This is a genomic window from Ruegeria sp. O5 (assembly GCF_056535105.1).
Map to the genome: position 1 here is coordinate 24,474 of NZ_JBQERN010000011.1, position 23,916 is coordinate 48,389.

Annotated in this window: 26 protein-coding genes; 13 read left to right on the forward strand and 13 right to left on the reverse strand. The window is 55.7% G+C overall.

Annotated elements, in window-relative coordinates; genetic code table 11:
• Positions 1-12: 12 nt before the first annotated feature.
• A complete protein-coding gene (locus ACR0M3_RS13955; protein WP_480483563.1) occupies positions 13-849 on the forward strand; it encodes a TauD/TfdA dioxygenase family protein in 837 nt (278 codons plus the stop codon).
• A 19-nt stretch (positions 850-868) separates the two neighbouring features.
• Positions 869-2,500, forward strand: coding sequence for an arylsulfatase (locus ACR0M3_RS13960; RefSeq protein WP_480911362.1), 1,632 nt, complete (start codon positions 869-871; stop codon positions 2,498-2,500).
• Between the two features lie 9 nt (positions 2,501-2,509).
• Here the strand turns inward: ACR0M3_RS13960 and ACR0M3_RS13965 are convergent, their stop codons facing one another.
• A complete protein-coding gene (locus ACR0M3_RS13965) occupies positions 2,510-2,671 on the reverse strand; it encodes a hypothetical protein (RefSeq protein ID WP_480539185.1) in 162 nt (53 codons plus the stop codon).
• Between the two features lie 78 nt (positions 2,672-2,749).
• On the opposite strand from ACR0M3_RS13965, the gene ACR0M3_RS13970 reads away from it, so the two are divergent.
• The 3 genes from ACR0M3_RS13970 (at position 2,750) to ACR0M3_RS13980 (ending at position 4,494) form a co-directional block, all read left to right on the forward strand.
• A complete protein-coding gene (locus ACR0M3_RS13970) occupies positions 2,750-3,082 on the forward strand; it encodes a YegP family protein (protein ID WP_480539187.1) in 333 nt (110 codons plus the stop codon).
• A gap of 504 nt (positions 3,083-3,586) precedes the next feature.
• A complete protein-coding gene (locus tag ACR0M3_RS13975) occupies positions 3,587-4,228 on the forward strand; it encodes a Crp/Fnr family transcriptional regulator (protein ID WP_480911363.1) in 642 nt (213 codons plus the stop codon).
• A gap of 65 nt (positions 4,229-4,293) precedes the next feature.
• A complete protein-coding gene (locus tag ACR0M3_RS13980) occupies positions 4,294-4,494 on the forward strand; it encodes a YgaP family membrane protein (protein ID WP_480871235.1) in 201 nt (66 codons plus the stop codon).
• 69 nt (positions 4,495-4,563) lie between these two features.
• Here ACR0M3_RS13980 and ACR0M3_RS13985 read toward each other — a convergent pair whose 3' ends face one another.
• From ACR0M3_RS13985 to ACR0M3_RS14005, 5 genes are all read right to left on the reverse strand, one after another.
• On the reverse strand, positions 4,564-6,051 hold the full coding sequence (locus tag ACR0M3_RS13985; protein ID WP_480911365.1) for a TIGR01777 family oxidoreductase: 1,488 nt from the start codon (positions 6,049-6,051) through the stop codon (positions 4,564-4,566).
• Positions 6,048-6,701: a DUF4166 domain-containing protein gene (locus ACR0M3_RS13990; RefSeq protein ID WP_480911367.1), complete on the reverse strand. Its 654-nt coding sequence runs from the start codon at positions 6,699-6,701 to the stop codon at positions 6,048-6,050. Before ACR0M3_RS13990 ends, ACR0M3_RS13985 begins: the two co-directional genes overlap by 4 nt.
• 64 nt (positions 6,702-6,765) lie before the next feature.
• Complete coding sequence (locus tag ACR0M3_RS13995; RefSeq protein WP_480911369.1) at positions 6,766-7,329, reverse strand: GbsR/MarR family transcriptional regulator; 564 nt, start codon at positions 7,327-7,329, stop codon at positions 6,766-6,768.
• Positions 7,330-7,564: 235 nt separating this feature from the next.
• A complete protein-coding gene (locus ACR0M3_RS14000) occupies positions 7,565-8,308 on the reverse strand; it encodes an FHA domain-containing protein (RefSeq protein WP_480911371.1) in 744 nt (247 codons plus the stop codon).
• Positions 8,305-8,856 carry a hypothetical protein gene (locus ACR0M3_RS14005; RefSeq protein ID WP_480773841.1) on the reverse strand — a complete coding sequence of 184 codons (552 nt, stop codon included), beginning with the start codon at positions 8,854-8,856 and terminating at the stop codon, positions 8,305-8,307. The genes ACR0M3_RS14000 and ACR0M3_RS14005 overlap by 4 nt, the downstream gene beginning before the upstream one ends.
• Here ACR0M3_RS14005 and ACR0M3_RS14010 point away from each other — a divergent pair.
• Positions 8,856-9,278, forward strand: a complete 423-nt coding sequence (locus ACR0M3_RS14010; protein ID WP_480773840.1) for a hypothetical protein — start codon at positions 8,856-8,858, stop codon at positions 9,276-9,278. The genes ACR0M3_RS14005 and ACR0M3_RS14010 overlap by 1 nt on opposite strands.
• 54 nt (positions 9,279-9,332) lie before the next feature.
• On the opposite strand, the gene ACR0M3_RS14015 is transcribed toward ACR0M3_RS14010, so the two are convergent.
• From ACR0M3_RS14015 to ACR0M3_RS14030, 4 genes are all read right to left on the reverse strand, one after another.
• Entirely contained in the window at positions 9,333-10,025 is a 693-nt protein-coding gene (locus ACR0M3_RS14015; RefSeq protein ID WP_480911373.1) for an anti-sigma factor family protein, read from the reverse strand.
• A 50-nt stretch (positions 10,026-10,075) separates the two neighbouring features.
• Positions 10,076-10,621 (reverse strand): RNA polymerase sigma factor, encoded by a 546-nt coding sequence (locus tag ACR0M3_RS14020; RefSeq protein WP_480899740.1) that lies wholly within the window; start codon positions 10,619-10,621, stop codon positions 10,076-10,078.
• A 6-nt stretch (positions 10,622-10,627) separates the two neighbouring features.
• On the reverse strand, positions 10,628-11,020 hold the full coding sequence (locus ACR0M3_RS14025) for a COG4315 family predicted lipoprotein (protein ID WP_480832995.1): 393 nt from the start codon (positions 11,018-11,020) through the stop codon (positions 10,628-10,630).
• Between the two features lie 407 nt (positions 11,021-11,427).
• Positions 11,428-12,066 carry a TetR family transcriptional regulator C-terminal domain-containing protein gene (locus ACR0M3_RS14030; protein ID WP_480773836.1) on the reverse strand — a complete coding sequence of 213 codons (639 nt, stop codon included), beginning with the start codon at positions 12,064-12,066 and terminating at the stop codon, positions 11,428-11,430.
• 130 nt (positions 12,067-12,196) lie between these two features.
• On the opposite strand from ACR0M3_RS14030, the gene ACR0M3_RS14035 reads away from it, so the two are divergent.
• From ACR0M3_RS14035 to ACR0M3_RS14065, 7 genes are read left to right on the forward strand one after another with little or no spacing between them, the layout of a single operon-like run.
• Positions 12,197-13,054 (forward strand): ABC transporter permease, encoded by an 858-nt coding sequence (locus tag ACR0M3_RS14035; protein WP_267366088.1) that lies wholly within the window; start codon positions 12,197-12,199, stop codon positions 13,052-13,054.
• The gene (locus ACR0M3_RS14040; protein ID WP_480588105.1) at positions 13,051-13,839 is read left to right on the forward strand and encodes an ABC transporter permease; all 789 of its coding nucleotides are present in this window, start codon (positions 13,051-13,053) and stop codon (positions 13,837-13,839) included. Before ACR0M3_RS14035 ends, ACR0M3_RS14040 begins: the two co-directional genes overlap by 4 nt.
• Positions 13,836-14,933, forward strand: a complete 1,098-nt coding sequence (locus ACR0M3_RS14045) for an ABC transporter ATP-binding protein (protein ID WP_480911375.1) — start codon at positions 13,836-13,838, stop codon at positions 14,931-14,933. The genes ACR0M3_RS14040 and ACR0M3_RS14045 overlap by 4 nt, the downstream gene beginning before the upstream one ends.
• 17 nt (positions 14,934-14,950) lie before the next feature.
• Entirely contained in the window at positions 14,951-16,012 is a 1,062-nt protein-coding gene (locus ACR0M3_RS14050; RefSeq protein WP_480483509.1) for an ABC transporter substrate-binding protein, read from the forward strand.
• Between the two features lie 60 nt (positions 16,013-16,072).
• Complete coding sequence (locus ACR0M3_RS14055; RefSeq protein ID WP_480911377.1) at positions 16,073-18,139, forward strand: FAD-dependent oxidoreductase; 2,067 nt, start codon at positions 16,073-16,075, stop codon at positions 18,137-18,139.
• A complete protein-coding gene (locus ACR0M3_RS14060) occupies positions 18,136-19,710 on the forward strand; it encodes a trimethylamine methyltransferase family protein (RefSeq protein ID WP_480911379.1) in 1,575 nt (524 codons plus the stop codon). The genes ACR0M3_RS14055 and ACR0M3_RS14060 overlap by 4 nt, the downstream gene beginning before the upstream one ends.
• On the forward strand, positions 19,703-21,067 hold the full coding sequence (locus ACR0M3_RS14065) for an aminotransferase (RefSeq protein WP_480911380.1): 1,365 nt from the start codon (positions 19,703-19,705) through the stop codon (positions 21,065-21,067). The genes ACR0M3_RS14060 and ACR0M3_RS14065 overlap by 8 nt, the downstream gene beginning before the upstream one ends.
• A 292-nt stretch (positions 21,068-21,359) precedes the next feature.
• Here the strand turns inward: ACR0M3_RS14065 and ACR0M3_RS14070 are convergent, their stop codons facing one another.
• From ACR0M3_RS14070 to ACR0M3_RS14080, 3 genes are all read right to left on the reverse strand, one after another.
• Positions 21,360-22,229, reverse strand: coding sequence for an EamA family transporter (locus ACR0M3_RS14070; protein ID WP_480911381.1), 870 nt, complete (start codon positions 22,227-22,229; stop codon positions 21,360-21,362).
• 3 nt (positions 22,230-22,232) lie between these two features.
• Entirely contained in the window at positions 22,233-23,018 is a 786-nt protein-coding gene (locus ACR0M3_RS14075; protein WP_480559032.1) for a phosphodiesterase, read from the reverse strand.
• Positions 23,019-23,361: 343 nt separating this feature from the next.
• Positions 23,362-23,886, reverse strand: coding sequence for a redoxin domain-containing protein (locus ACR0M3_RS14080; RefSeq protein ID WP_480559034.1), 525 nt, complete (start codon positions 23,884-23,886; stop codon positions 23,362-23,364).
• Positions 23,887-23,916: the final 30 nt, after the last annotated feature.

The following is a 23,916-nucleotide window of genomic DNA, read 5'->3' on the forward strand; positions in this document are numbered from 1 at the left end:
CAGGAGACTCACATGGAGATTCTTCCTCTGACGGGGGGGCTGGGTGCCGAAATTCTGGGTGCGGATGTCCGCAGCGATGCAGATTTTGACGCCATTCAGCGCGCATTTGCCAAATACTCGGTGATTGTGCTGAGGGGGCAGGATGTGGGCCCGGAAGATCACCTCGCCTTTGCCCGCCGTTTCGGGCCGGTCAACGTGAACCGGTTCTTCAAGCCGGTCAAAGGGCACCCCGAGATCGCCATGGTGCTGAAAGAGAAGAACCAGAAAGAAGCCGTTGGAGAAGGTTGGCATACCGATCATTCCTACGATCAGGAACCGGCGATGGGCTCGATTTTGCATGCGATCGAAATGCCGCCTTACGGCGGCGATACGCTGTTTGTCTCAATGGGGGCCGCCTACGAGGCGCTTTCGGCCCCGATGCGCCGGTTTCTCGGCGAGCTGACGGCCGTGCATTCCTCGCGGCATGTGTTCGGCGCTGCCGTAATGGATAGCGAGGCAGTAAAGTCAGGACGTCTGGGCAATGCAGAGGCCGCAATCCAGGACGCCCGGCATCCGGTCGTTATCACGCATCCCCTGAGCCGACGGCGTGGCCTTTTTGTGAACCCGGTCTTCACAACCCGTATCGAGGGTTTGGCCCCGGCTGAGTCTGAGGCGCTTCTGGCCATGCTCTATGCCCATTGCCAGCAACCCGAGTTCCAATGCCGTGTGCGCTGGCAGGCCGGTGACATTACCATGTGGGACAACCGCGCCACCTGGCATAAGGCGATCAATGATTATCACGGCTTCCGCCGCCTGATGCATCGTGTCACTGTTGAGGGCGTGCCCCTCGCGCCCGCTGCTGCGGCCTGACCTTAGCGAAAGTATCGCAATGACCCACCTCAACTCACAGGCAGCAACCAGCCGGCCCAATGTCATCCTGATCCTTGCGGACGACATGGGATTTGCCGATCTTGGCTGCACCGGTTCTGAAATCCAGACCCCCAACATCGACGCCCTTGCGCGGGGCGGCGTTATGCTGTCGGCGATGTACAACTGCGCCCGCTGCTGCCCCACCCGTGCTTCGCTTCTGACCGGGCTTTATCCGCATAATGCAGGCGTTGGCCACATGGGCGCCAATCTGGGCACCCCTGCCTATCAGGGCTTCCTGCGCAATGACAGTGCCACGATTGCCGAGCATCTGCGCGCTAGCGGTTATGCCGCGCTGATGTCGGGGAAGTGGCATGTGGCGGGTGATTTTGAAGCCCGTAAGGTGGACAGTTGGCGGGTTGGCGACGTCGAACACCCAACCCCGCGCCAACGCGGCTTTGACCGGTTTTACGGGATCATGGATGGGGCCACACATTTCTTTTCGCCGCATTACATGCTGGAGGATGACAGTCGGGTCGAAACCTTCCCCGATGACTTCTACTTCACCGACGCCATCACCCAAAAGGCTATTGGTATGATCGAAGGCGCTGTGGCGGAAGAAAAACCCTTCTTCCTTTACCTAGCCCACACAGCGCCGCACTGGCCGTTGCACGCCCACCCCGAGGACATCGCAAAATACGATGGGGTCTATTCAAAAGGCTGGGACCATATTCGCACCGCGCGCCATGAAACCATGAACGGTCAGGGTGTGTTCCAGCGCGGCTGGGACATCTCGCCCCGCGACAGCACTGTACATGGTTGGGAGCAGGAACAGAACCGGGACTGGGAGGCCAGCAAGATGGCCACCTACGCGGCGATGGTGGACCGAATGGATCAGTCGATCGGCACGCTGGTTGCGGCCCTGAAACGGCTCGGTCAGTTCGACAACACGCTGATCCTGTTCCTGTCAGACAACGGCGGCTGCGCCGAGTTCATGGCCGAGGACGGCTGGGCCAAGTTCTATCCCGACCGCACCCATGACGGCAGGCAGATCACCATGGGCAATGTGACCGATCTGCGCCCCGGCGATGCCCAAACCTTCCAGAGCTATGACAAACCGTGGGCCAATGTCTCCAATGCGCCGTTCCGGCTTTACAAGCATTATGTCCACGAGGGCGGTATCTCCACGCCACTGGTGGCCCATTGGCCAAATGGGTTCGAACCGCGCGGCACAGCTCATGCAGCTTGCCATGTGGTCGATATTCTGCCGACCATCCTGGAAGCCACCGGAGGCGCCTATCAGACAGAGGTGGGCGGTCATGATATCCAACCGTTGCAAGGGGAATCTCTGCTAGGTCTAATGAAGGGCAAGGACTGGCAGCGCGAGCAGCCGATCTTCTGGGAGCACGAGGGCAATGCCGCCATCCGGTTGGGCCAGTTCAAGCTGGTTCGACTGCATGACCGCCCCTGGGAGCTTTACGATATCGAGGCCGACCGTACCGAGTTGACCGACCTAGCGGGCCGCAACGCCGCCCTTGAGAAAGACATGATCCATCAATACCAGGCTTGGGCGGAAACCGTCGGCGTGATGGACTGGAACGTAGCGTTGCCGAAACTGCTGGCGGCATGGGGGATGGAGAACGCGGATGGCTGAAGCTGATCGCTAGGTGGCTGCTGAGGTCCCTTGGTAAAGGACGGGTTTGCTCGCATCCTGCCAGTTCTGGCGAGGTGTAACGAATGGAACCGAAGCCAGCATCAGATCATCCATTTCGATCTTACCTGTGACTTTGGGGGTATCTTGCTCTGGGTAGATTGCTCGCCTCATCTTTTTTCTTGAGACGAATGTTTAATTATAGGAATGTATTTGAAAAAATCGAAAGTAGAACAGAGGAGTAGGCGTCAAATGGCCGGGAAGTTCGAGATATATAAAGACAAGGCTGGTGAATTTCGATTTCGTCTGAAAGCAGGGAATGGTGAAATCATTCTGGCCAGTGAAGGATATGTTCAAAAGGCGAGTGCCACGAACGGGATCGAGTCAGTCAAGAAGAACGCGCCGGATGACAGCCGGTACGAGCGCAAGGAAACCAAGTCCGGCGGTCATATGTTCAACTTGAAGGCCAGCAACGGTCAGGTGATCGGCACCAGCGAGAGCTATACCAGCACTTCAGGGCGGGATAACGGGATCGATTCCGTCAAACGGAACGCACCTGACGCACGTGTCGACGATTTGACGTGACCTGACACGGTAACTTTTTACCACTTCCATTTGTGTAAACTGCGAAGGCGAGATGCATGGACGCATCTCGCACAAAGGCTTGAACAACCAAGCCGAAAGCACTCATCAATCAACCCGTAGGCGCGAACGCATCGTGAAGCGCTTCGTTTCGATTCTGTTTCAAATCCGTGCCTACCGAATAAAACGGCGTTTTAGCGACAGAGGATCCAGACCCATGCTGGCAATCAAATCCGTTGCTTCAACCGCATTTGCCCTGACGACCATTAAACAGAAAAACATGATCCGCTAAGGGCAGACCTCCCCTGGACTCCGTCCATTTCAGCACTTTGCCCAACTGGCAGGCCAATAGAGTCGCCATCTCCACTGATGCCGCCGCTATTAAGACCGTAGTAGAATTGTCAACTTTGGTTCCGCGCGGGTGGGTTTGTCACAGGCAAATTGGGTTTGCTCGCGAGGTCCCCAAGGCTAAAAATCCGGGAGTGAGTGTGAGACGGAGGTAAAGCGGTGACCCAACAGAACTGGAGCCAGGCCATTCTCGACCGGCTCAAGTCCGCAGGAAGTAATCTGACTATACCAGACGGATCCCAACTGTTTGCACCGGGCGCTTACGGTGAGATGTTTTTGATCGTCCGTTCGGGCATCGTCCGGGTGGAACAAACCAGCCCGTCGGGACGCACCGTTGTTCTTTATCGGGTTGGCCCGTACGACAGTTGCGTTATGACGACCTCGTGCATGTTGTCGGACATCCCCTATTCAGGGTTCGGTTATGCCGAGGGGCCGGTGACGGCGCTGGCCATCGGGCGGGACAAGTTCAACACGTTGCTGGCTACAGATGCCGAGTTTCGGGGCGCGGTCTTCATGGCGTTTTCACAACGCATTGTTGAGCTGTCCGAGGTTATCGATGATCTTCTACTTAACCGGATGGACCTGAAATTGGCGCAGTGGCTTTTGGATCAGGGCGCACCTTCGAGCGATATCCGCATCACGCACCAGCGCATTGCGGCCGAACTGGGCAGCGCACGCGAAGTCATGTCCCGTATTCTCAAGGATTTTGAACATCGCGGGTGGGTCAGGCTTGAGCGAGGTGTGATTTATCTGCAGGACCGCCCAGCCCTGCACCACCATGCAAGAACGGGGGTTGTGTGACCTCGTCACATAACACGACTTGGAAAACAGTGAATCTTGGGCCAGACAATCAAGGAGATTCGACCATGCAATTCACGTCAAATGTTGGTTCTGTCGACCGGATTCTGCGCCTGATCCTCGGTGGTGTGCTGCTCCTTCTGGCACTGACCGGTACTATCGGCCCCTGGGGTTGGCTTGGGGCTGTGTTTGTGGTGACAGCATTCATGAAGTTCTGTCCGATCTATGCGCTTCTGGGTCTGTGCACCAACAAGCAAGCCAAGCCGTAACACGACCAACCCTTGCCTCGTGCAACACCGGGATTTGTCTGGATCCCGGCGTTGCGCAGCTGGCGCAGGTCAGGCGCGACGTTTCTCAGAGCTGACGCTGTTTGAGGCGGCCCGAGCGCCCGTGATCCTGGCAAGGGCGGGGGCCAGCTCGGGGCTATTGAAACGGAACCCGCTGCGTAGCAGTTTTGCCGGAATGACACGCTGGCCACCCAGTATCGTTTCACGTCCCATATCCCCTGCGACGTTTGTGATCAGCCAAGCAGGCAGACGTATCAGGGCAGGGCGGTTCAATGCGCTTGCCAAAGCCTGTGTGAACTCTGCGTTGCGCACCGGGTTTGGAGCAGCGGCGTTGAGCGGGCCGTTGATATCCGGATGCGACATGGCGAATGCGATGACGCGGATCAGATCATCCCGTTCGATCCAGGGCATCCACTGTTGTCCGTTCCCCAGCTGACACCCGGCGCCAAACTCGAAAGGTGTCAGCATTCGGGCCAGCATGCCGCCTTCAACCCCCAGCACCAGACCGATACGCAGTTGCACAACCCGGACGCCCATATCCACGACTGGCGCAGCGGCGCGCTCCCATGTGTCGCACACCTCATGGATGAAGGCGGGGCAGTGCGTGTCGTCTTCGGTGAGGGTCTCGTCTTGCCGCAGCCCATACCAGCCCACGGCTGAGCCGGTGATCAGACAAGATGGTTTTTGATCCAGCCTGCGGGTCAGTGCGACCAAATCTTTCGTCATCTTGACCCGAGACTCCAGGATGCGCGCGCGTTTCCGAGGCGTCCAATGCGCGTTTGCCACCGGCTCACCCGCCAGATTGACGATGGCGTCAAAACGCTCTGTGTTGTCAATTTGCTTGAGTGAGGCGATCAGGCGTACCGGATGGGTCAAAGCGTCGACCTTTTGCAGATTGCGGGTCAGGACGGTGACGTGGTGGCCGCCAGCAACCAGCGCTTCGACCAGACGTTGCCCGATGAAACCGGTGCCACCCGTGATCAGCAGATGTTGTCGGGGCGCGAGTTGCGCGACCAGAGAGGCCGAGTTGACAGCATTCAACCGCGTGCTGCGTGCGGCCGCCACCAAATCGCGCGCGCTGAACAGCGCCACACCAATCGCGGCAAGGGTCGCCATGATGCTCCAACCGCCGTGATGGACGGGTACCATCGCTGACGGCAGGGCAGACCACGTCCAAAGGTATGGGGCAGCCAGCGCGAGGATCGCACCATAATTCAGCGCCAGCAAAGTGTGATTGACCCGTTCCGTGGCGGGGAGACGGCGGGTTAGGTCCTCTTCAACGAAATCCCAAAGGGTAATCAGGACCTCAAGGCCCAGGATTATGGTCAGAGCAATGGTAAACGTGCCGTGGGGTTCGAACCATCCAAGGCACAGGAAGATGACGGCGTAGAACGCGTTCCTGACCCCATGCAGGCGCAGTTCGGTCTGTTGCGAAGGGCGCCAGGCCAGCCGCTCGGTGCCTTCATGGTGCACCAGCGTGTCGAATGCACCCATCGAGATCTGAAGGGCAATCAATGTCCAAAGCAGGGGGTCAGTCATGTCGGATCCTTTCTGTCGTGAAAAATGGCGTCCTGGTGGATCAACTCTCCGAACAGGCGGCTATGAAGGCTTAGGGAAAACAGAAACCGCGCGTCGCCAAGATCGGTGTGACTGATGGTCAGAACGCCAGGGCGAATCCAGCGCGGGAGGCGCAGTTTCCTATCACCCAATTGAACGAAGTAATGATCGCTGAGAAAGCGGAGACCGGTGCGGTCTGCTTGAACGCGTAATGCGATACCGATACCGGCGCCGATGTATTCTTCGATCCCGGTCGGTCCAGAGAACCGTTTTGAGCTGTGGATAACTTGAGGAAACCCTCCGTCGCGCCCATACTGGCGGATCCAGAACTGTCCGTTAACGGAACTATCCTCGGTCACGGTGACAATCGCGGGCTGATCCACGCTGGATGTATCAAAGGGTAGGGGGCCGCCGATCAGACGGGCCAGATGCGCCAGCAATTGCCCGGCCAGCGTCAGCCGCATTGCTACAACTTTGCCCTGATAGACCACGCTGGCGCCGTTCGCTAGGCAATGACCAAACCGCGCCCGGACCTGATGGGGCAGGGCGGCCCAAGCTGCTGGGCCAACCAAGTTGCGAAACCTTTGATCGGACATGTCCATAACATGCGGAGAGAAATTGCTCAGTTTCATATCACACCATATGCTGTAGTTGCTGTTATTTCTGTATGAAGAGAAATATTTTCTCAAAATTTTTTTACGACTTGCCTTTCTTGCTCCCGATCTTGAGAAGCGTGAAGATCTTGTCGCCCATCTTCATAAGAGCCGAAAGCTTGGACTTGGGGACCGACAGCATTTGCTCGGACCATTGGTCGGCCGTAGCCAGGAACTGTTGCATATTTTGCATTCTCTCCAATACGACAGGGGACAGATCAGCCTCGTCCGAGGCTTGTTGCACGCAGATGTCCAACGCCCGCATCGCGGGGTCGATCTCGCGCTCTTTGCGGCCTTTTGCAATCAGAAGGGCCATGTTCCAGACATCGGTTTCGGCTGCGAAGTGCTCGCGACGATCACCGGGGACGGGCACGCGGTGGATCAAACGCCATCCGGCCAGCTCTTTCAGCGAGTTTGAAACATTTGACCGGGCGATGCCAAGTTCGTTTGCGATTTCTTCGGCATTCATGGGCGAAGTGCTGAGGTACAAAAGCGCATGTATCTGCGCTACGGATCGGTTCACGCCCCACTGGCTGCCCATATCACCCCAATAGAGGATGAATTGTGAACGGGCCGAGGATTCGGATAAGTCAGTTGTTTCTGTCATGACAGAAATATGAGATATCGGTAGTCAAATGTCAAACAAATTTACCATGACGTCAGGGTGATCCGCCCGAAACCTGTACCGAGGTCTTGTCGCAACCGGATCGCAATTGATGACCGTGGAATCCTGAGTGATTAACCAATTCCAAAATCAAATTTAGGGAATTAACCAGCCGAAATACCTGCCGTGCATTTGTAGCTAACAAACTATGCTAAAACCCGCGGTACGTTGGAACTGGTCACCTGACCGTGGCAATCTGGACATTTCCTACACGGAACCGACCATCCGCGGCCAACGGTACCCATTTTTCAGGACCGACACGCCGTCCACCTGTCCAGGTTCCGTTCGTTGAGCCCATATCACGAATAAAAAGATCGCCCGTTTTTTCTACGCGTAAAACACAATGCTGACCCGAAGTTCTTTCGCTGCGAGAAAGCGCAAGATCAGCCCAGTTCTTGTCACGCCCGATTTTGATCTGATGTGTGTTAGACAAGCCTTTAACATTCCGAAATTCGAAAAACTTGCCGCGATCCGGGCCGTTCAGAACAACCAGTTGCCAAAAGGCCAAGGCGCGGGGAGCCATCGGGCTGTACCATGTCACATCGGCTGCCCTGTCATATCGGGATGCGACATTTGGATTTGCTCCGGTTAAGCCAAACGACATGACCTTTTTCAACGCGCGGGTAGAACGCCGCATATGAGATACCGGATTGCCGCGTTTGTCGCGCATATTCAGACGTAAGGCATATCGTCCCAGGCTGTGCCCACCAAGAAAACCTTCGCAGATCAACCAGTAGCTAAGGACCAGGATCAGATAGAGCCCTACCGGTAAGGCCAGACCGGTATTTCCCAACCGTAGTTCCTGACGCAACACAGGTTCCAAAGTGACCAATACAAAACCCAGAAACATAAAATCTAGGACAGCGGCGGCGCTCAGCAGGCGCGCGGCGTTTTTTGAATCCAGAGGTCCACCGAGCTTCATGTCCGTGCCCCCAACAAAGTAAGCACCATAAAAAGGGCCGCGCCGATCGAGAATAGGAACAGCGCGTCGCACCTGACCCGCAGTGCTCGCCTCCCACCTGCACCGGCGCTTTGAAAATGGAATCCAGCGACCCACAGGGCAAGACCCGTTCCTGCGACAGTGAATAACAGGATTTCCGGCAAGACCTGTTGGTGGGGCGCAATAGAAAGCCAGTCAGCGGCCCCCACCATAAGGCCGCCCCACAAAAGCGCGACGACATAAGCTGCAAAGCCAAGAGACTCATTTCTTTGCTGACTTAGCTTTCCGACAAGTGCACCCAATCCCCATCCCAATGCCGCAGCGACTAAAACTAATAATGTCAGGCGGACAGGTAAAGACAGTGAAGAAACCTGAGCATTGAACACAATACTGGACGTATTGTTCGTCAAATTGGAAGTAATACCGAGAAACGCAAGAAATGCGCCAACTCCGGCACCGAGGTGCCCAAGGAAGGTAAAAATATCATTTGCGAGTGAGAGTTTATCTCTGATATCAAAGGGTAATTTCATTGAAAATCTCGAAGGCGGATCTGAGTAACCTGGAAGAAGCATTGCGGATCATTGTCGACCAGGCCGAGCGGAACGTCGTAAACCCTGATCAGTTCTTTGCACAGGTTCTTGGAGTTGCCGCAGACATGAGCCGCAGACCTGATCAGGTATCACGCCAGTCAGACCCCAGCCTTGCCGAAGCTGTAGCGTTGGACGAATACCTGTCTGACTTGCCCTATAAGTCTCAGATCATGACTATCACTGAAGATGATTGGGTGCGCCTTCCGATTTCAGAGCAGCAAACCATCGTCAACGGGCTATATGACAAGATCGAACGGTACCGGCGGTACAACGAGTCGACCGATCAATGGGTTGATTACCTCGGGGCCGGGCCGCAGGCAGGAAACTTGCTGTACCCGATGTTGCTGGATGATCTGCCATAACTCTAAAGGATTGTCGCCAAATTTCTGTGCGAATGAAGCCCGTCAAGGCGGTTACTAGATCATTTGACCATGCGCCAAGCGGGCGATGTGTTCCATCGGGTCACGTTTCTGGTCCCCGACCAACGTATACTGCCAGGGTCCGTCCTGCCAGAAGACGACGAGATATCCGTCCTCTTGTCGAAACCGAAACGATTGAGTTTGAATTGTGTCGCCGTGCGTGGCCATCAAACTCAACCGATCACCCTCTGCATTCTCATACATAAATAAAGCTGAGGCATGGTCGCCTGCGGGCAGAAGGCGTCCTCCAATCAGGGTAAACCCGGTTTCCCCAAGTTGTGGCGCGATAATGGCAGAGCCCAATCGATTGGAGAGCCAGGTTTGCAAGTGATCTTTTTCCGTAGCGGCGACCTCCACAGGGTGAAGAACTTCAACGGCGAACAAAGAATGCGCCGCTTTTGCGTGTTGCGAAAACAATGCCAGATCGTCGGTTGCTCGGCTCTCCCAAGGTTGCAAATAAGACCCCAAACCAAAACCAACGGCAAAAACCGCGACCGAAGCAACCAGCCTCAAAGAGACTGGCGAGGGCGGCTTGGCCTGTTTCCGCAGACTTCGAAGATGTGCCGCAGAAGGAACAGGGACCGCCTTGTTTATCAGGTCTGATTGACGCCGTAATGCACGGATGCGCGCTGCATCGTCCGGGTGATGTTCAAGGTGACGGTCAAGGCGTTCGCTTTCTTCCGATGTCAATTCACCGTCTATGCTACGCTGAACCAGGTCTTCGATGGATGGGGTGTGCGTCATTTCACGCTCCTGATCTTCACGGCGGCTGAAGCGTCCATTTCAGATTTGATTTTAGTGCGGGCGCGCGAGATCCGCGACATCAGCGTACCCTTTGGAATGGACAAAGTTGTGGCCGCTTCGTCATAGCTTAATCCACCAATGACAACAGAAAGAAGGGCTTCTCGCTGATCTTGAGGAACAGAATCCAGCGCCTTCCAGACAGCCTTGATTTCCAACCATTCTTCGACTGTGCTTGTCGTTGCTGCCAGCGTCGAAATGTTGTCTAGATCGACAGTGTTAAATCTGGCCTCTCGACGCCACCTGTCCCGGTAGAGGTTCAACAATATTTTAGTGAGCCATGGTTTCAACGGCCGCCCCGGAAGCCAAAGCAATCGTTTGCGCAGGGCGCGTTCAACACAATCCTGCACCAGATCATCCGCCGCATCCCGATCACGGGTCAGCGACCAGGCATAACGCCAAAGATCGGGGAGGCAGTTTTCAAGCTGGTTTTCAAATGACTGAAGCATGTACGTAAGCCGGGGGAGGAAACCTTCCCCCGGCACCAAGGTTCAGGGGCGTGCGATATGCCAAACACCTTTTACACCGTCCCCTGTCATGTCCCCAGGGTTTTCGTCTTTGAACCATAGATAAAGCGGCTTTCCTTTGTAGGCGATCTGAACGCTGCCATCTTTGCGTTCGATCAGGCTGTAGCCTTTTTTCAGTTCCATGTTGGCATCACCCATCAGCGGCGGCCATTTGGTGGCACAGTCATCATAGCAATTCGAAACGCCTGTTTCGTCCTTGTCAAAGGTATAGAGAGTCATCTTGTGCGCATCCATCAGGAAGGTTTCTCCGTTGAGCTTGCCAGTTACGGCTGGCGCACCGGTGTGACCATCCGCAAATGAACCGGTTGCAGTCGCAACCAGCGCGACACCAGAAAAAGTAAGGGACTTTAGGGACATTGTATTCTCCGACTGTTTCAGGTCTGCCGGATGGCAGACAATACAACTACGAAGGCACCTGGAAAAAATTCCCCAAAGTGAAACATTTTTTCGGCGGCGTGTGGGCATTGTTTTGATGGTAAAGCCAGAGTCCACGCCTATGGGAAAGGTCACGCATATCCAGTTTGGGTACGAAGAACCTGTATCTGTTCGACAAGTGGGACAAGCGCGTTAGGGCCCGTGGGGCAGGGTGCTTCGTCACCTGTCAGTATCTGAAGTAAGGACATTTAAGTGTTGGCACGGCTATCGCGAATCTTGCAAAACGAAAGCACAGGCGAGCTGATTGCATGCGCCCGGAACAATTATCTCTCAGAAACTTCTGTCTCCGAGCTATCCAATTTGAATTGGAACGCCGCCTAGACTTAGACCTAGAATTTTCCGGGGAAAAGTCCGCATAAAAACCTTCGAACAAGGTTGACAGAGCGGCGGCGTGAAAATCCCTGCATATCGGTTAGGTAGTTCACCCACATCCCCTCCAGCAAGGCCAGCGTTCCGCTGGTTGCGTCATCTACCAGGTTCGGGTCGCCCCTGTTTTCCGAGGCTATCTCTGTGAACGCGGACCGCAAGGTTTCGACAAGTTTGTCATCCTGAGTGCTGCTGTAACGGGCGATACCTGGATGAGAGCTTGCGATACCCCGAAACGCATGCCAGATTTTAGTACTGCGGGGATTGAGCAGTGCTTCTGACAGGTCGGCCTCAATCACTGCCATAACACGGTCTTCGGGTCTTGCGCTCGCGCCCAGATCTGTCCGTCTGTCCATCTCGGCATAATACTCGGTGCTGAAATGCTGGGCGGCTGCGGTCAGTAAATTGTCCTTACCCCCGAAATGCAAATGGATCATTCCGCGTGACAGACCGGAGCGCTCGCAGATTCGGCTGACCGAGGTATCGGTAACCCCAATATCGGCAATCGTGTCCAGAGTCGCGTCGATCAGTAGCTGTTTATTGGCTTCCGGATCCCGCTTTGAACCGCGTTTTTGTTCTTTGACACTTTGCGCTTTATTCAATGTTACCAACCGTTTGTGAATGTCTCATAGAGGTAGCTCACAGAAATATTGACACGAAAGGCCATTCTGGCGCAACATTTAATGGACGATCGTCCATTAGTGACTCGTGAATTGCGGGAAGGGAGGTTGGGTGATCTTTCGCAGCGAAGCGTCCCGGGGATATACCCTCAGCGCGCCAGCCACGGCTTACGTGGGCTTTCTGGTCGCGGCGCCATTGGTGATCCTGATTGCCTATTCATTCTGGACCCAAACCTATGTGACGCTCGACAAGACACCGACACTGAAGAATTACAGCGATGCGTTTGCGGATCCGCTGGTCCGGCACCTGATGCTCAGATCAATCTGGATTGCCGGAGCGGTGACCATAGTCACCGTCGCGCTGGCCTATCCCATCGCGTATTTTATCGCGATGAAGGCCCAGAAAAAGACCATCTGGCTTCTGCTCATCACCATTCCGTTTTGGTCCAGCTATCTGCTGCGCGTATTTGCCTGGAAGCTCATTCTGGGGTTCAACGGCGTGATGAACTCTGCGCTTCTGGCGCTGGGTTTGATCAGCGAACCTCTCGACTTCCTGCTCTACAACGAATTCGCAGTCGTGCTGACGCTCGCTCATGCCTGGGCACCATTTGCGATCCTGCCGATCTATGTCTCACTGCAAAAGATCGATCCGAGCCTTCTTGAGGCTGCGACAGATCTTGGGAACAGCCCCTTTCAACGTTTCATGCGGGTGACCCTGCCACTGACGATCCCAGGTATCATTGCTGCTTGCCTGATCATCTTCATCCCTACCGTCGGTGATTATGTGACCCCGGCTCTGGTTGGTGGTTCAGACGGGAAGATGATCGCCAATCTTATTCAGGTGCAGTTCGGGGCCGCCAACAACTGGCCCCTTGGGGCCACGCTGTCGCTGATCGCAATGCTTTCGGTGGGTTTTGTGGCCATCGTGTTTGTGATGTCCGCGACGCGGCTGGGGAGGCGGATCAGATGAGACGTCCTTCGACCCTGACAGCCTATGCGTTCCTGTATCTGCTGTTTCTGTACCTGCCGGTTCTGTTCCTGCCTCTGTTCTCTTTCAACAGCGGTACAATCGTTGCGTTCCCGATCAAGGGCTGGACACTGGACTGGTATCGTAAGCTAGGCGAGCAGGACACGTTGATCCAGGCGCTTTGGAACTCGCTTGCCGTCGGAACTGTTGTTGCCCTTCTGTCGACCGCCATGGGGCTGTTCGCCGCCCGTGCCTTCGTTCGGTACCGTTTTAGGGGTCAACGCGCGGCAGAAGGTCTGGTGATGCTGCCTTTGGTGATCCCAGGTATTATCGTCGCCTCTTCAATGCTGGTCCTGTTTCTGTTTCTTGGTCTCAAGCCGTCATTGCTGACCGTCATTCTGGGCCACACGTTTCTCGCGCTGCCGTTCTCTGTCTCGATCTTGAAATCCGCCTTTGATGACTTCGACGCATCACTGGAGGAAGCATCTTACGATCTGGGCGTCGGTGTGTTCGAAACCTTCCGCCGCGTGACGCTGCCGGTCGTCGCCCCCGGTATCGTAGCCAGTGTTTTGGTCACATTCACCGTCAGTTTCGATGAATTCGTCCTTGCCTTTTTCCTGTCCGGCAACCAGCCAACCCTGCCGGTTTACATCTGGAGCCAGATCCGTTTCCCCGCCAAGCTTCCAAATGTGTTGGCGCTGGGGTCGATCCTGCTGCTGACTTCGGTTCTGCTTCTGGTTCTGGCCGAATACTTCCGCCGCCGTTCATCCGCATCAGAGGTCCGATGACAAACAGAAACATCATAGAGCTCAGGGACGTCGAAAAGCGCTACGGAACATTTGTGGCTGCGAGCGGAATAAACCTTGACCTCAGAGAGGGTGAGTTCTTTTCGCTCCTCGGTCCTTCGGGATGTGGCAAGACCACGGTTTTACGCATGATCGCGGGCTTTCAGGAACCCACCAGGGGGAAGGTGCTGATTGACGGTCAGGATATGGAAGGAGTGCCGGCCAACAACCGTCCGACGAACATGGTCTTCCAAAGCTACGCAATCTTCCCACACCTCAATGTCGGGAACAACGTAGCCTACGGGTTGCGGGGTAAAGCGCCCAAGGCCGAGATCGACCAGCGCGTCGCCGAAGCTTTGGAAATGGTCGAGCTGGGTGGTCTTCAGGATCGCGGTGCAAGCGAGTTGTCGGGCGGGCAGCGTCAAAGGGTGGCACTTGCCCGCGCGCTGATCATGCGGCCAAAGGTGTTGCTTTTGGATGAACCCTTGTCAGCGCTTGACAAGAAGCTGCGCGAACAGATGCAGTTTGAAATGCGCAATCTGCAACAGTCGCTTGGCATTACCTTTGTGATGGTCACGCATGACCAGTACGAGGCGATGACCATGTCCGACCGTATCGGCGTGATGTTCAACGGACAACTCAAACAAGTGGACACGCCAACGACGCTTTATGCCCGTCCCTGTGATCAACAAGTGGCCAGCTTCATCGGTGAGATGAACATATTGCCGGCCCGGTTACTGAGCGAAAGCGGTGACGTGTTGTCAATTGATGCGGCTGCCTTCGGGCGGATGGAAATCGAGAGAAACCCCAATGTGGCGACCAGCGCCAGAAACATGAACATCGGTATTCGACCGGAACAGCTGGAGATTGCTGTGGACCGGCCTGAAGACTACCCATCAACGGTTCAGGGCACTGTCAGCAACGTCGCCTTCTACGGTGAGAATATTCACTACCACATTCAAGTGGCTGGGGCCGAGAAACCAATCTCGGTCTCGGTTCCGAACTATTTCCACACGGTCGACTTTAAACGCGGCGATGTCGTTTGGTTGGGGCTTCAGGCGGCTAGCGTGATCGATCTTGGTACGATCTCGGAATAAAACAGAGGGAGGATAGAATGAAACTTCAGGGAATTGCGGCCTTCGCGTGTGCGACGGCAATAACGACAGGCAGTGCCAGTGCAGGTGGCGCCGATCTGACGGTTTTTGACTGGTCGGGATATGAAGATCCCGGATTCTTTGCCAGCTACATGGAAAAATACGGGGATGAAGCGCCAAGCTATTCCTATTTCGGAAGCCAGGAAGAAGCCTTTACCAAGCTGAGTTCCGGTTTTACCGCTGATCTGGCACATCCTTGTTCTGACGCGGTCAGAAAATGGGTCGCAGCTGATCTGATTCAGCCTTTGGATGAAAGCAAGCTGACCAATTGGGCGGATGTGCTGCCCGAGATCAAAGAGGTCGACGCCATCGTTCTGGACGGCCAGCTTTATATGCTGCCGTTCGAATGGGGGAACACAGGTCTTATCTATCGCACCGACAAGATATCAGGGGATGACATCTCACTGCAACTGATGGCGGACCCGGCCTATGCAGGCAAAATCGCCATCCCGGACGCCGCATCGTCTGCTTATGCCCTGGCCGCGCTGGCCACCGGAAACGCGGATGACTACACCAACCTGAGCGATGAACAATTCAAGGAAGCATCGGATTTCCTGCGCTCGATCCACCCGAATATGCGTTTTTACTGGTCCGATGCGGGTCAGTTTGACCAGGCCATGACCAGTGGCGAGATCGAAATGGGGTGGGCCTGGAACCAGTCCGAACTGAACCTGATCTGGAACGAAGTGCCCGCGGCCATGATGCGCAACGTGGACAAGGGCATCGCGACCTGGGCGTGTGGCTATGTGCATCTGAAATCGTCCACGACACCGGTCGATCAGGTCTATGACCTTTTGAACGCGCTTACGGACCCTGCCAGTGGTCAGTACATCATCGACAACTGGGGCTACCCGCATTCCAACGCAAAAGCGTTCGAAATCGCCGATCAGGGCAGTATAGAAGCCTATGGTTTTTCCGATCCCAAAAGCTTCTTCGAAGGCAGTTTGTTCTTTGATGCTGTGAACCCCGAGCTTGAGGCGAAGATGCTGGCCGAATTCGAGCGGATCAAAGCCGGCTTCTAACATAACCCACTATCCGGAGCCTTAAGGCTCCGGAACTCAACTACAGGAAAACGCGTGATTATGTCGAACGCGAACCCATATGCTCTGCTTTTCGAACCGGTCCAGATCGGGCCCGTCACAGCCAGAAACCGCTTTTATCAGGTGCCGCATTGCACCGGGATGGGGCATCTCAGGCCGCGGGCGGACGCTGCCGTTCGGGGAATGAAAGCAGAAGGTGGCTGGGCCGTGGTGTCCAATCAGGAGACCGAGATTCACCCGACCTCGGACTTGTCCCCGTTCCCCGAAGGGCGATTGTGGGACGCACGCGATGTGCCTGCGCTGCGGCTGATGACAGATGCAGTGCATTCACATGGCGCGTTGGCGGCCATACAGCTGGTTCATAACGGCAACCACGCGCAAAACCTGCTGACCCGCGCTCCGGTTCTTGCACCGTCCGAGATGTCTGTGGATACGACGCAACCAAAGCACGCGCAGGCCATGGACAAGGCCGATATCCGGGAACTCCGCCGCTGGCACCGCGACGCGGCCCTGCGCGCGAAAGAGGCCGGGTTTGACATCGTTTATGTCTATGCCGGGCACAACATGACATTGGCGCAACATTTCATGCTGGCCCATATGAACCAACGCAGCGATGAATATGGGGGGTCGCTTGAAAACCGCGTGCGGCTGACCCGTGAGTTGCTGGAAGACACCCATGATGCCATAGGCGACAGCTGTGCCGTGGCGTTCCGCTTTGCCATTGACGAGATGATGGGCGCCGACGGTATGCAGGCGGCAGAAGAAGGCCGCGCGGTTGTTGAGCTATTGGCCGATCTTCCCGACCTGTGGGACGTGAATGTGGCGGATTGGTCCAATGACAGCGCAACGACCCGTTTTCAGCCCGAAGATGGCTATCAGAATGCGTTTCTGTCCCACGTCAAACAGATCACCCGAAAACCTGTCGTTGGCGTTGGCCGACTGACGTCCCCGGACATGATGCTGTCGATGGTCAAAAAGGGAATTGTCGACCTCATCGGTGCCGCGCGGCCATCCATTGCGGACCCTTTCATACCAAAAAAGATCGAGGAAGGCAGGATCGACGAAATCCGCGAATGCATCGGCTGCAATATCTGCGTGTCGTCGGACAATCTGGGTATTCCGATCCGCTGCACGCAAAACCCAACGATGGGCGAGGAATGGCGCCGTGGCTGGCACCCCGAGATCATCGCGTCGAAAAAAAGCGAGGCCGAAGTGCTGGTCATCGGCGGCGGACCTGCGGGGTTGGAATGCACGATGCAATTGGCACGGCGCGGGTATCAGGTGACACTGGCCGAGGCCTCGGCCGAACTTGGTGGACGGGTAGGTAGGGAAAGCAGACTTCCCGGCCTCGCCGCCTGGTCGCGGGTGGTTGACTATCGCCTGAACGATCTGAAACAGCGGGCCAACGTTCAGTTATTCACTGACAGCAAGCTCGAAGCCGGACAAGTCGCCGAGCTTGGCATCGAGCATGTCTTTGTTGCAACCGGCAGCCATTGGCGCGCAGACGGCGTGGGTCGCAATACGCAGCGCCGCCTGCCTAGGGTCACGCCGGATGCCAAGGTGTTGACGCCTGATGACATCATGAAAGGTGTTCTGCCCCCGGACGGTCCGGTGATGATCTATGATGATGATCATATCTATCTGGCGGGAGTGATTGCCGAAAAACTTGCGGCAGCCGGATATCAGGTCATTTTTGCCACGCCAGAGAGTTTGGTTTCGGCCTACGCCGTTCATACTTTGGAACAGTCCCGCATCCAGGCCCGCATGATCGAACTGGGGGTCGATATCCGCTGCAATCAAGTGCTTACGGCGGTTCAGAGCGACGCGGTGCGGATCGGCTGTGTCTTTACAGGCCGCGAAACTGAAATCCCGTGCGCCTCAACGGTTCTTGTGACCGAGCGTCAGCGTGAAACCGCCCTTTTCGACAGCCTGAAGAGAGCCGGTTTGAAAACCCTTGACCTCATTGGTGATGCCGCGTCGCCGGGGCTGATCGCAGACGCGGTCTTTGCAGGCCATCGCGCCGCCCGCGATTTCGAACGCCCAAAGGCCGATGCAGACAAAGACTGGTTTCGCCGTGAGATTATTGATTTGGCAGAGGATGCAACATGAACAGCACCAATGAAGCACCCCGTTCACGTCGTCGCGGGGGCGGGGGGCGCGCAGCGCGTCTGAAGGTACAACAGACGACCACGGGTAACGAAGCCGTACGCGGGGGTCTGAGCGGCGGACGCTATAGACCGCTGACTCAGACCGATATGGAGAACATCCATCATGCGGCCTTGACCGTCCTGGAACAAACCGGAATTACCGACCATTTCCCGGAGTTGCTTGAGCTGGTGCTTCCCAAAGGTGCAGTGCTGAGTGACCTCAACCGGCTGTGCTTTCCACGCGCCTTGATGGAAGACATCCTGGCAGGCGCCGCCAAGGAGTTTTACGTCTATGCCCGAGGGGAACGCGAAGGCAAGGACGACATGCATTGCACGGCAGAAAGCGTCTATTTCGCCAATTCCGGTACCGCGGTGACAACATTCGATTCCAAAACCAAAACCTATCGTCCGTCGGTTCTGCGTGATGTTTATGATTTCACCCGCCTGGTCGACCGTTTGGAAAACATCCACATGCTGGGCGACACGGTTCTGGCGACGGATGTGACCGATGATTTCACCCATGACATGAACACCATTTATGCCATGCTTGCAGGCAGCCAAAAGCCCGCCTGTCTGACTTTCCGCGACCGTAGCCACATCCCACATGCCATCCGCATGTTTGACCTGGCTCAGGGCGGCGAGGGGGCTTTCCTGAAAAAGCCAAGCGTCATATTTGGCGGCTGCCCCATTGTTTCCCCTCTGCGGATCGGCAAGGAAAACATGGAAATCCTGATCGATACTGCAAAGCTGGGCCTGACTGTCGATCTGGCCGTGCCGCCTCAAGCCGGGGCCACGGCTCCGGCGACGCTTGCGGGAACGCTGGTTCAGACCGTGGCCGAAACACTTGCCTGTGTCGCCATCGTCAACCTGATCACGCCGGGTTGCCCCATCTGCTTTGCGGCCTGGCCCTTCATTACGGACCTGCGCAGCGGGTCTTTTACTGGCGGCAGCGGCGAACAGGCGCTGATCGGTGCCGCAGCAATTCAGATGGGCAACTTCTACGGCCTTCCTACTTCGGTGGGTGCAGGTATGACCGATGCAAAAATACCTGATGCGCAATACGGGCTGGAAAAGGCGCTGACCTTTACCCTTGCAGCGCATGCCGGTGCCAATCGCCTGTGCGAGTTTGGTGGCATGATCGGTAGTCTTATGGGGTGCAGCTTTGAAAGCATGGTCATCGATGACGAAGCGGGCGGCATGATTCTGCGATCGTTGCGCGGGATAGAGGTTACCGATGAAACCATGGCGGTGGATGTGATCCACCAATGTGCCTTAGATCCGGGTCATTTCCTCGGCAATCCTCACACGCTTAGCTATATGAACAGCGAATTCGTCTACCCTCAGCTGATGGACCGTGAGCGCACGGATACTTGGGAGAATGAGGGGAAAACTGATCTGTTGGACCGCGCCCGCGACAAGGCGAATTCCATCCTCGACAGCCATTTCCCGAACTATTTTGGCGCCTTGGACGCTCGGGTGCGCGAAGAATTCCCCATTATACTTAGCGCAGAAAGTATGGCCCGCCATGGATAACTCAAACGCCAAGCAATGGGACAATGATCACTTCCTGCATCCGTGGGAAGGGATGGAGGCTTTGGGTGAAAACGACCGCACGTTTATCGAAGGAGCCAGCGGCATTCATCTGATAAACGAAAAGGGCGCACGCCTGATCGACGGACCGGGGGGTATGTGGTGTACTCAGATCGGGTATGGGCGCGCGGAAATGGCCGAAGCAATGGCCGAGCAAGCCCGGAACCTTGCCTATTTCTCGCCCTTCAACAACACCAACTCTACTGCGGCACATTTTGCCCGCGAAATCGCCAAACGCGCGCCGGGCGACCTGAATAATGTCTTCTTTACAACCGGCGGTTCGACTGCGGTTGATACAGCCATCCGGTTTGTTCATTTCCGCAACAACCTTATGGGTCGGCCGGAGAAAAAGAAAATCATTTCAAGGCAAAAAGCCTATCACGGAAGCACATATCTGGCAGCCAGCGTCAGTGGGAAGGAACGTGACAGGCTCTGGCTCGACAAGGCTGACGACCTGGCGCATTTCCTGCCGAACGTGAACCCGCTTTACCGCACGCCCGGTCAAAGCGATGAAAGTTTTCTGAACGAGAAAGTTGCTGATCTCGAAAACGCCATTGTGGCACTTGGCCCGGAAAACGTTGCCGCTTTTATCGCTGAGCCGGTTTTGGCCTCGGGCGGCGTCATTGTGCCACCAATTGGGTATCACGCACGCTGCCTGAACATCTGCAGGAAGTATGATGTTCTGTATATTTCCGACGAGGTCGTTACGGCTTTCGGGCGATTGGGTCATTGGTTCGCCTCCGAAGCTGTCTTTGGCATTCAACCTGACATAATTACCTGCGCCAAGGGGATGACATCCGGGTATGCGCCGATGGGGGCCGCGATTATCTCAGACCGGTTGATTGCGGATGTTGCGGGAAAAGATGCCACCTTTTCGAATGGATATACCTATTCGGGCCATCCGGTCAGCGCGGCAGCCGGGTTGAAAAACATCGAGATTTTCGAGCGGGAAAAGATACTCGAACACGTTCGAGAAGTCGGTCCGGTTTTTCAGGATCAACTTCAGCAGTTACGTCAGATTGACATCGTGGCTGATGCGCGTGGGATGGGATTGATGGGGTGTGTTCAGTGCTCAGTCGATGGCGATCCCCAGAGCGAGCTTGGGCGCGACTATGAGATTGGCGGTCGTATCGATATGGAATGCCAGAAACGCGGTCTGCTTGTACGACCCGTGATCAACATGTGTGTTCTTTCACCGCCCCTCATCATTACAAAAAGCGAAATCGAGCATATGTTTGCTATTCTGCGACAAGGGCTAGAAGCGACATCCGAGTGGCTCGGCAGGATCAGTGGCCGGTGACTGTTGCAGGCTGTCGCTGCGAAAATCTGGAGATCGGATACCGTAGCGGCATTTCGAACTTAGGCTTTGCCAAATTCGTTTTCGTCAAGGAGTTGGCGTATTTGCACTGCCCGAGCGACTATGGCATCCACACGTCGGCTCCAGTGATGGAGTGTTTCGGATCATCAGTGTAGTCGTTTGCTTCTGTCGTGCTCGGCCATTACAGGACCGGCTATTTACGTCCAGAGAGATCCCAAACAAGGCCAGTAAACGAAGGACGAGTTCGTAGCGCGTCAAGACAGTGACTACCGTTTCAACTTCGGGACAGCGTAATCAAAAGGATTCCCAATGCGATCAGGCTTGCCCAGCCGATACGGTGCAGAAAACGGGATTCCTTCAAGATGATCGCCGCGAGGGTCACTGAAACCGGGATCGACGCTTGCCGTACCGCGCTGACTGTGGCGGCTTCGGCTCCAAGCTGGAATGCGGTCAGGATGAACAGGTAAGACAGATAGGACGCAATCCCGGCAAAAGCGATCCGCACCGGTGCCTGCGCCCAGCCACGCACGACCCCCAGAAACGGGGCTGACAAGTGGCGATCTTCCCAGGCTCTGATGCCAGCAAGCAGCGGTGTCACCAGAATATAGGTGAAAAACAGGAAAGGTGCCGGATTGGTCAGCTTCATCGCTTGGGCATCGCTGAGCGAATAAGCGGCCGATCCCAGCATCGCCATACTTGCCAGCGCGAATGCTTTGTGATCATGCAGCAGTCCGCCAGGCGACTTCTGAATCATCAGGCTGCCTAGCAGGACCAATGCGATCCCCAGCAGGGTGAACCACGAGTAATGCTGATCAAGGGCCAGCCAGCTGAAGGCGACAATGGCAATCGGCGACGAACGGATAATCGGATAATAAACCGACAGGTTCCCACGTCTCAGGGCCGACAATGTGCCGTAGTAGTAGAAGGTCAACCCAAGGGCTGAGATTGCGACAAAGGGCCAGGTCTCAAGTGGCAGGCTCAATTCCTGACCCATGACCAGCGTATGAACCGCCGCCAGGATCACCCAGGTCAGAGACACTCCGACATAGCACGACACCGGATGCGCAACCCCTTTCAGCGTAAGGTCGCGCAATGGGTGGGTTGCCGCCGAAACCAGAACCAATGCGATCCAATAGGCTTCCATACCTCAGGTCTGATGCAATGGGTTGCGTTGCAGGAAAGTGTTGAAATGCACCGTCAGCTGATCCTCGGCGATCTGTACGACACCGTAGGCCGGAGGTTCGTCGCAGAACTCGCCATCGACACTGGCCGCATTCAACGGAATCTGATGGTTGAGACTGGGCAGGCTGGTAAATGGAATGCCACGCCAGTTCACATAGGTCATGCGGTGCACATGGCCGTAAAACACATGCCGAATGTTGCGCCCGTGTTTGAGGGCGTCAGCAAAGGCGTCCGCCTCGACCAGCCTGATCTCGTCCACAAGGGGAATGCCAAGGTCAAAGGGCGGGTGGTGCAGGAACACATAGGTTGGCTTGTCCTCGGCTTGGGTCAGTTGCTGCCTGAGCCAGTCCAGCCGGGCAGGGCAAAGCTGCCCTTCATGCACATCGCGCCCGTCTTTGGTTGAATCGAGAAACAAGAAAACACCCTCATCCGTTTCGAACCGATGCTGGACAAACCCGTTGGCATCCTTTGGATGATCGGGGAAGACCGATTGGAAAACAGTTCGGTCGTCGTGATTTCCAATCAGCAGAAAAGAGCGGAGCGGAAATGCGGCCAGTTTCGCCTTGAGCGCCCGATAGGCCTCATCCTCAGCAAATTCAGCCAAATCGCCAGAGATGACACAGAACGCCGCATCGGAATGCCACCGAAGGATATCGTCCAAACAGGCGTCCAGCCGCTGGGATGGAAAGCCGCCGTTTAGCGGGCCGGAGTCGCGGACGAGGTGTATGTCAGTGATTTGAATGAATTTCATCAGCCATTTTCCCCGAGTATTGCAAGAAACAAGGTATCGACGAAGTTTGCCGATCACACGGATTTAGTAAGAAATTCACTGGGTTCACTCGCTCATACGCGACAAGGTTTGCAGTCGAACACGACAGAGTTCGCGAAACTTCCCCCAAATGATGTGAAGCCGTAGTCCAGATAATCCGGCCGTATTGCTGTCGCGGGTACGCAAGTCTGAAACGGGCGCGGTACCGTGCCTAAACGAACATGTGGAACCTGGGCAGTCTTGCTTAGCTGAGAAAATTGAGAACCAATGTCGCGCACGCCGAGGAGGTAGATACGCTTAGGTTTGCCCTCTGTATGCCGCCGTTTCACACAGCGCAGCCAGTGTCATCACAACGCCTGGCCTGGCTGGGTTGCCGACTTGCGTCCACAGCGGCAGCCTCGCTGGCAAGTAGGCTTCCAATCTCCGCACCCAGCTGCAGCTTAGAGACCTGGCCAAAGTGATGTGCCGCAATCCTGCCTGACTGATCCAATAGAACAAGGCTGGGCGTGCCGCGCATTCCGTATGCCGCCATAGTTTCCGGCAAAGGCCCGGTGCCCTGTTTGTCGACCGCCACAGGAAACCTGATGCGGTATTCGTGAAGAAAGGCTTTCAGTGATACCGGCGTCATTGCGTCGTGATGTTCGAAAACGGTGTGCAACCCGATTACGGCGACGTGTTCGTTGGAAAAATGCTCCCGCACAGCTTGTGCCAGAGGGATGCCATGGATGACGCAGCCTGGGCATAGCATCTGGAAAGCCTCAATGACGACAACCTTACCCTGGAAATCCGAAAGCTTTAAGTTCTTGTCAGTGTTGAACCATTCACTGACCTGCAGTTCAGGTGCTTGCATATTGATCTCTCCTGTTCAGAGGTCGGCCGC

Coding starts and splice junctions, on each gene's coding strand:
- ACR0M3_RS13980 (WP_480871235.1), top strand. CDS start 4,294: ATGCAATTCACGTCAAATGTTGGTTCTGTCGACCGGATTCTGCGCCTG.
- ACR0M3_RS13970 (WP_480539187.1), top strand. CDS start 2,750: ATGGCCGGGAAGTTCGAGATATATAAAGACAAGGCTGGTGAATTTCGA.
- ACR0M3_RS13965 (WP_480539185.1), bottom strand. CDS start 2,671: ATGAGGCGAGCAATCTACCCAGAGCAAGATACCCCCAAAGTCACAGGT.
- ACR0M3_RS13960 (WP_480911362.1), top strand. CDS start 869: ATGACCCACCTCAACTCACAGGCAGCAACCAGCCGGCCCAATGTCATC.
- ACR0M3_RS14025 (WP_480832995.1), bottom strand. CDS start 11,020: ATGTCCCTAAAGTCCCTTACTTTTTCTGGTGTCGCGCTGGTTGCGACT.
- ACR0M3_RS14005 (WP_480773841.1), bottom strand. CDS start 8,856: ATGAAATTACCCTTTGATATCAGAGATAAACTCTCACTCGCAAATGAT.
- ACR0M3_RS14065 (WP_480911380.1), top strand. CDS start 19,703: ATGGATAACTCAAACGCCAAGCAATGGGACAATGATCACTTCCTGCAT.
- ACR0M3_RS14050 (WP_480483509.1), top strand. CDS start 14,951: ATGAAACTTCAGGGAATTGCGGCCTTCGCGTGTGCGACGGCAATAACG.
- ACR0M3_RS13990 (WP_480911367.1), bottom strand. CDS start 6,701: ATGAAACTGAGCAATTTCTCTCCGCATGTTATGGACATGTCCGATCAA.
- ACR0M3_RS14080 (WP_480559034.1), bottom strand. CDS start 23,886: ATGCAAGCACCTGAACTGCAGGTCAGTGAATGGTTCAACACTGACAAG.
- ACR0M3_RS14060 (WP_480911379.1), top strand. CDS start 18,136: ATGAACAGCACCAATGAAGCACCCCGTTCACGTCGTCGCGGGGGCGGG.
- ACR0M3_RS13985 (WP_480911365.1), bottom strand. CDS start 6,051: ATGACTGACCCCCTGCTTTGGACATTGATTGCCCTTCAGATCTCGATG.
- ACR0M3_RS13955 (WP_480483563.1), top strand. CDS start 13: ATGGAGATTCTTCCTCTGACGGGGGGGCTGGGTGCCGAAATTCTGGGT.
- ACR0M3_RS14055 (WP_480911377.1), top strand. CDS start 16,073: ATGTCGAACGCGAACCCATATGCTCTGCTTTTCGAACCGGTCCAGATC.
- ACR0M3_RS14075 (WP_480559032.1), bottom strand. CDS start 23,018: ATGAAATTCATTCAAATCACTGACATACACCTCGTCCGCGACTCCGGC.
- ACR0M3_RS14040 (WP_480588105.1), top strand. CDS start 13,051: ATGAGACGTCCTTCGACCCTGACAGCCTATGCGTTCCTGTATCTGCTG.
- ACR0M3_RS14000 (WP_480911371.1), bottom strand. CDS start 8,308: ATGAAGCTCGGTGGACCTCTGGATTCAAAAAACGCCGCGCGCCTGCTG.
- ACR0M3_RS14070 (WP_480911381.1), bottom strand. CDS start 22,229: ATGGAAGCCTATTGGATCGCATTGGTTCTGGTTTCGGCGGCAACCCAC.
- ACR0M3_RS13995 (WP_480911369.1), bottom strand. CDS start 7,329: ATGACAGAAACAACTGACTTATCCGAATCCTCGGCCCGTTCACAATTC.
- ACR0M3_RS14045 (WP_480911375.1), top strand. CDS start 13,836: ATGACAAACAGAAACATCATAGAGCTCAGGGACGTCGAAAAGCGCTAC.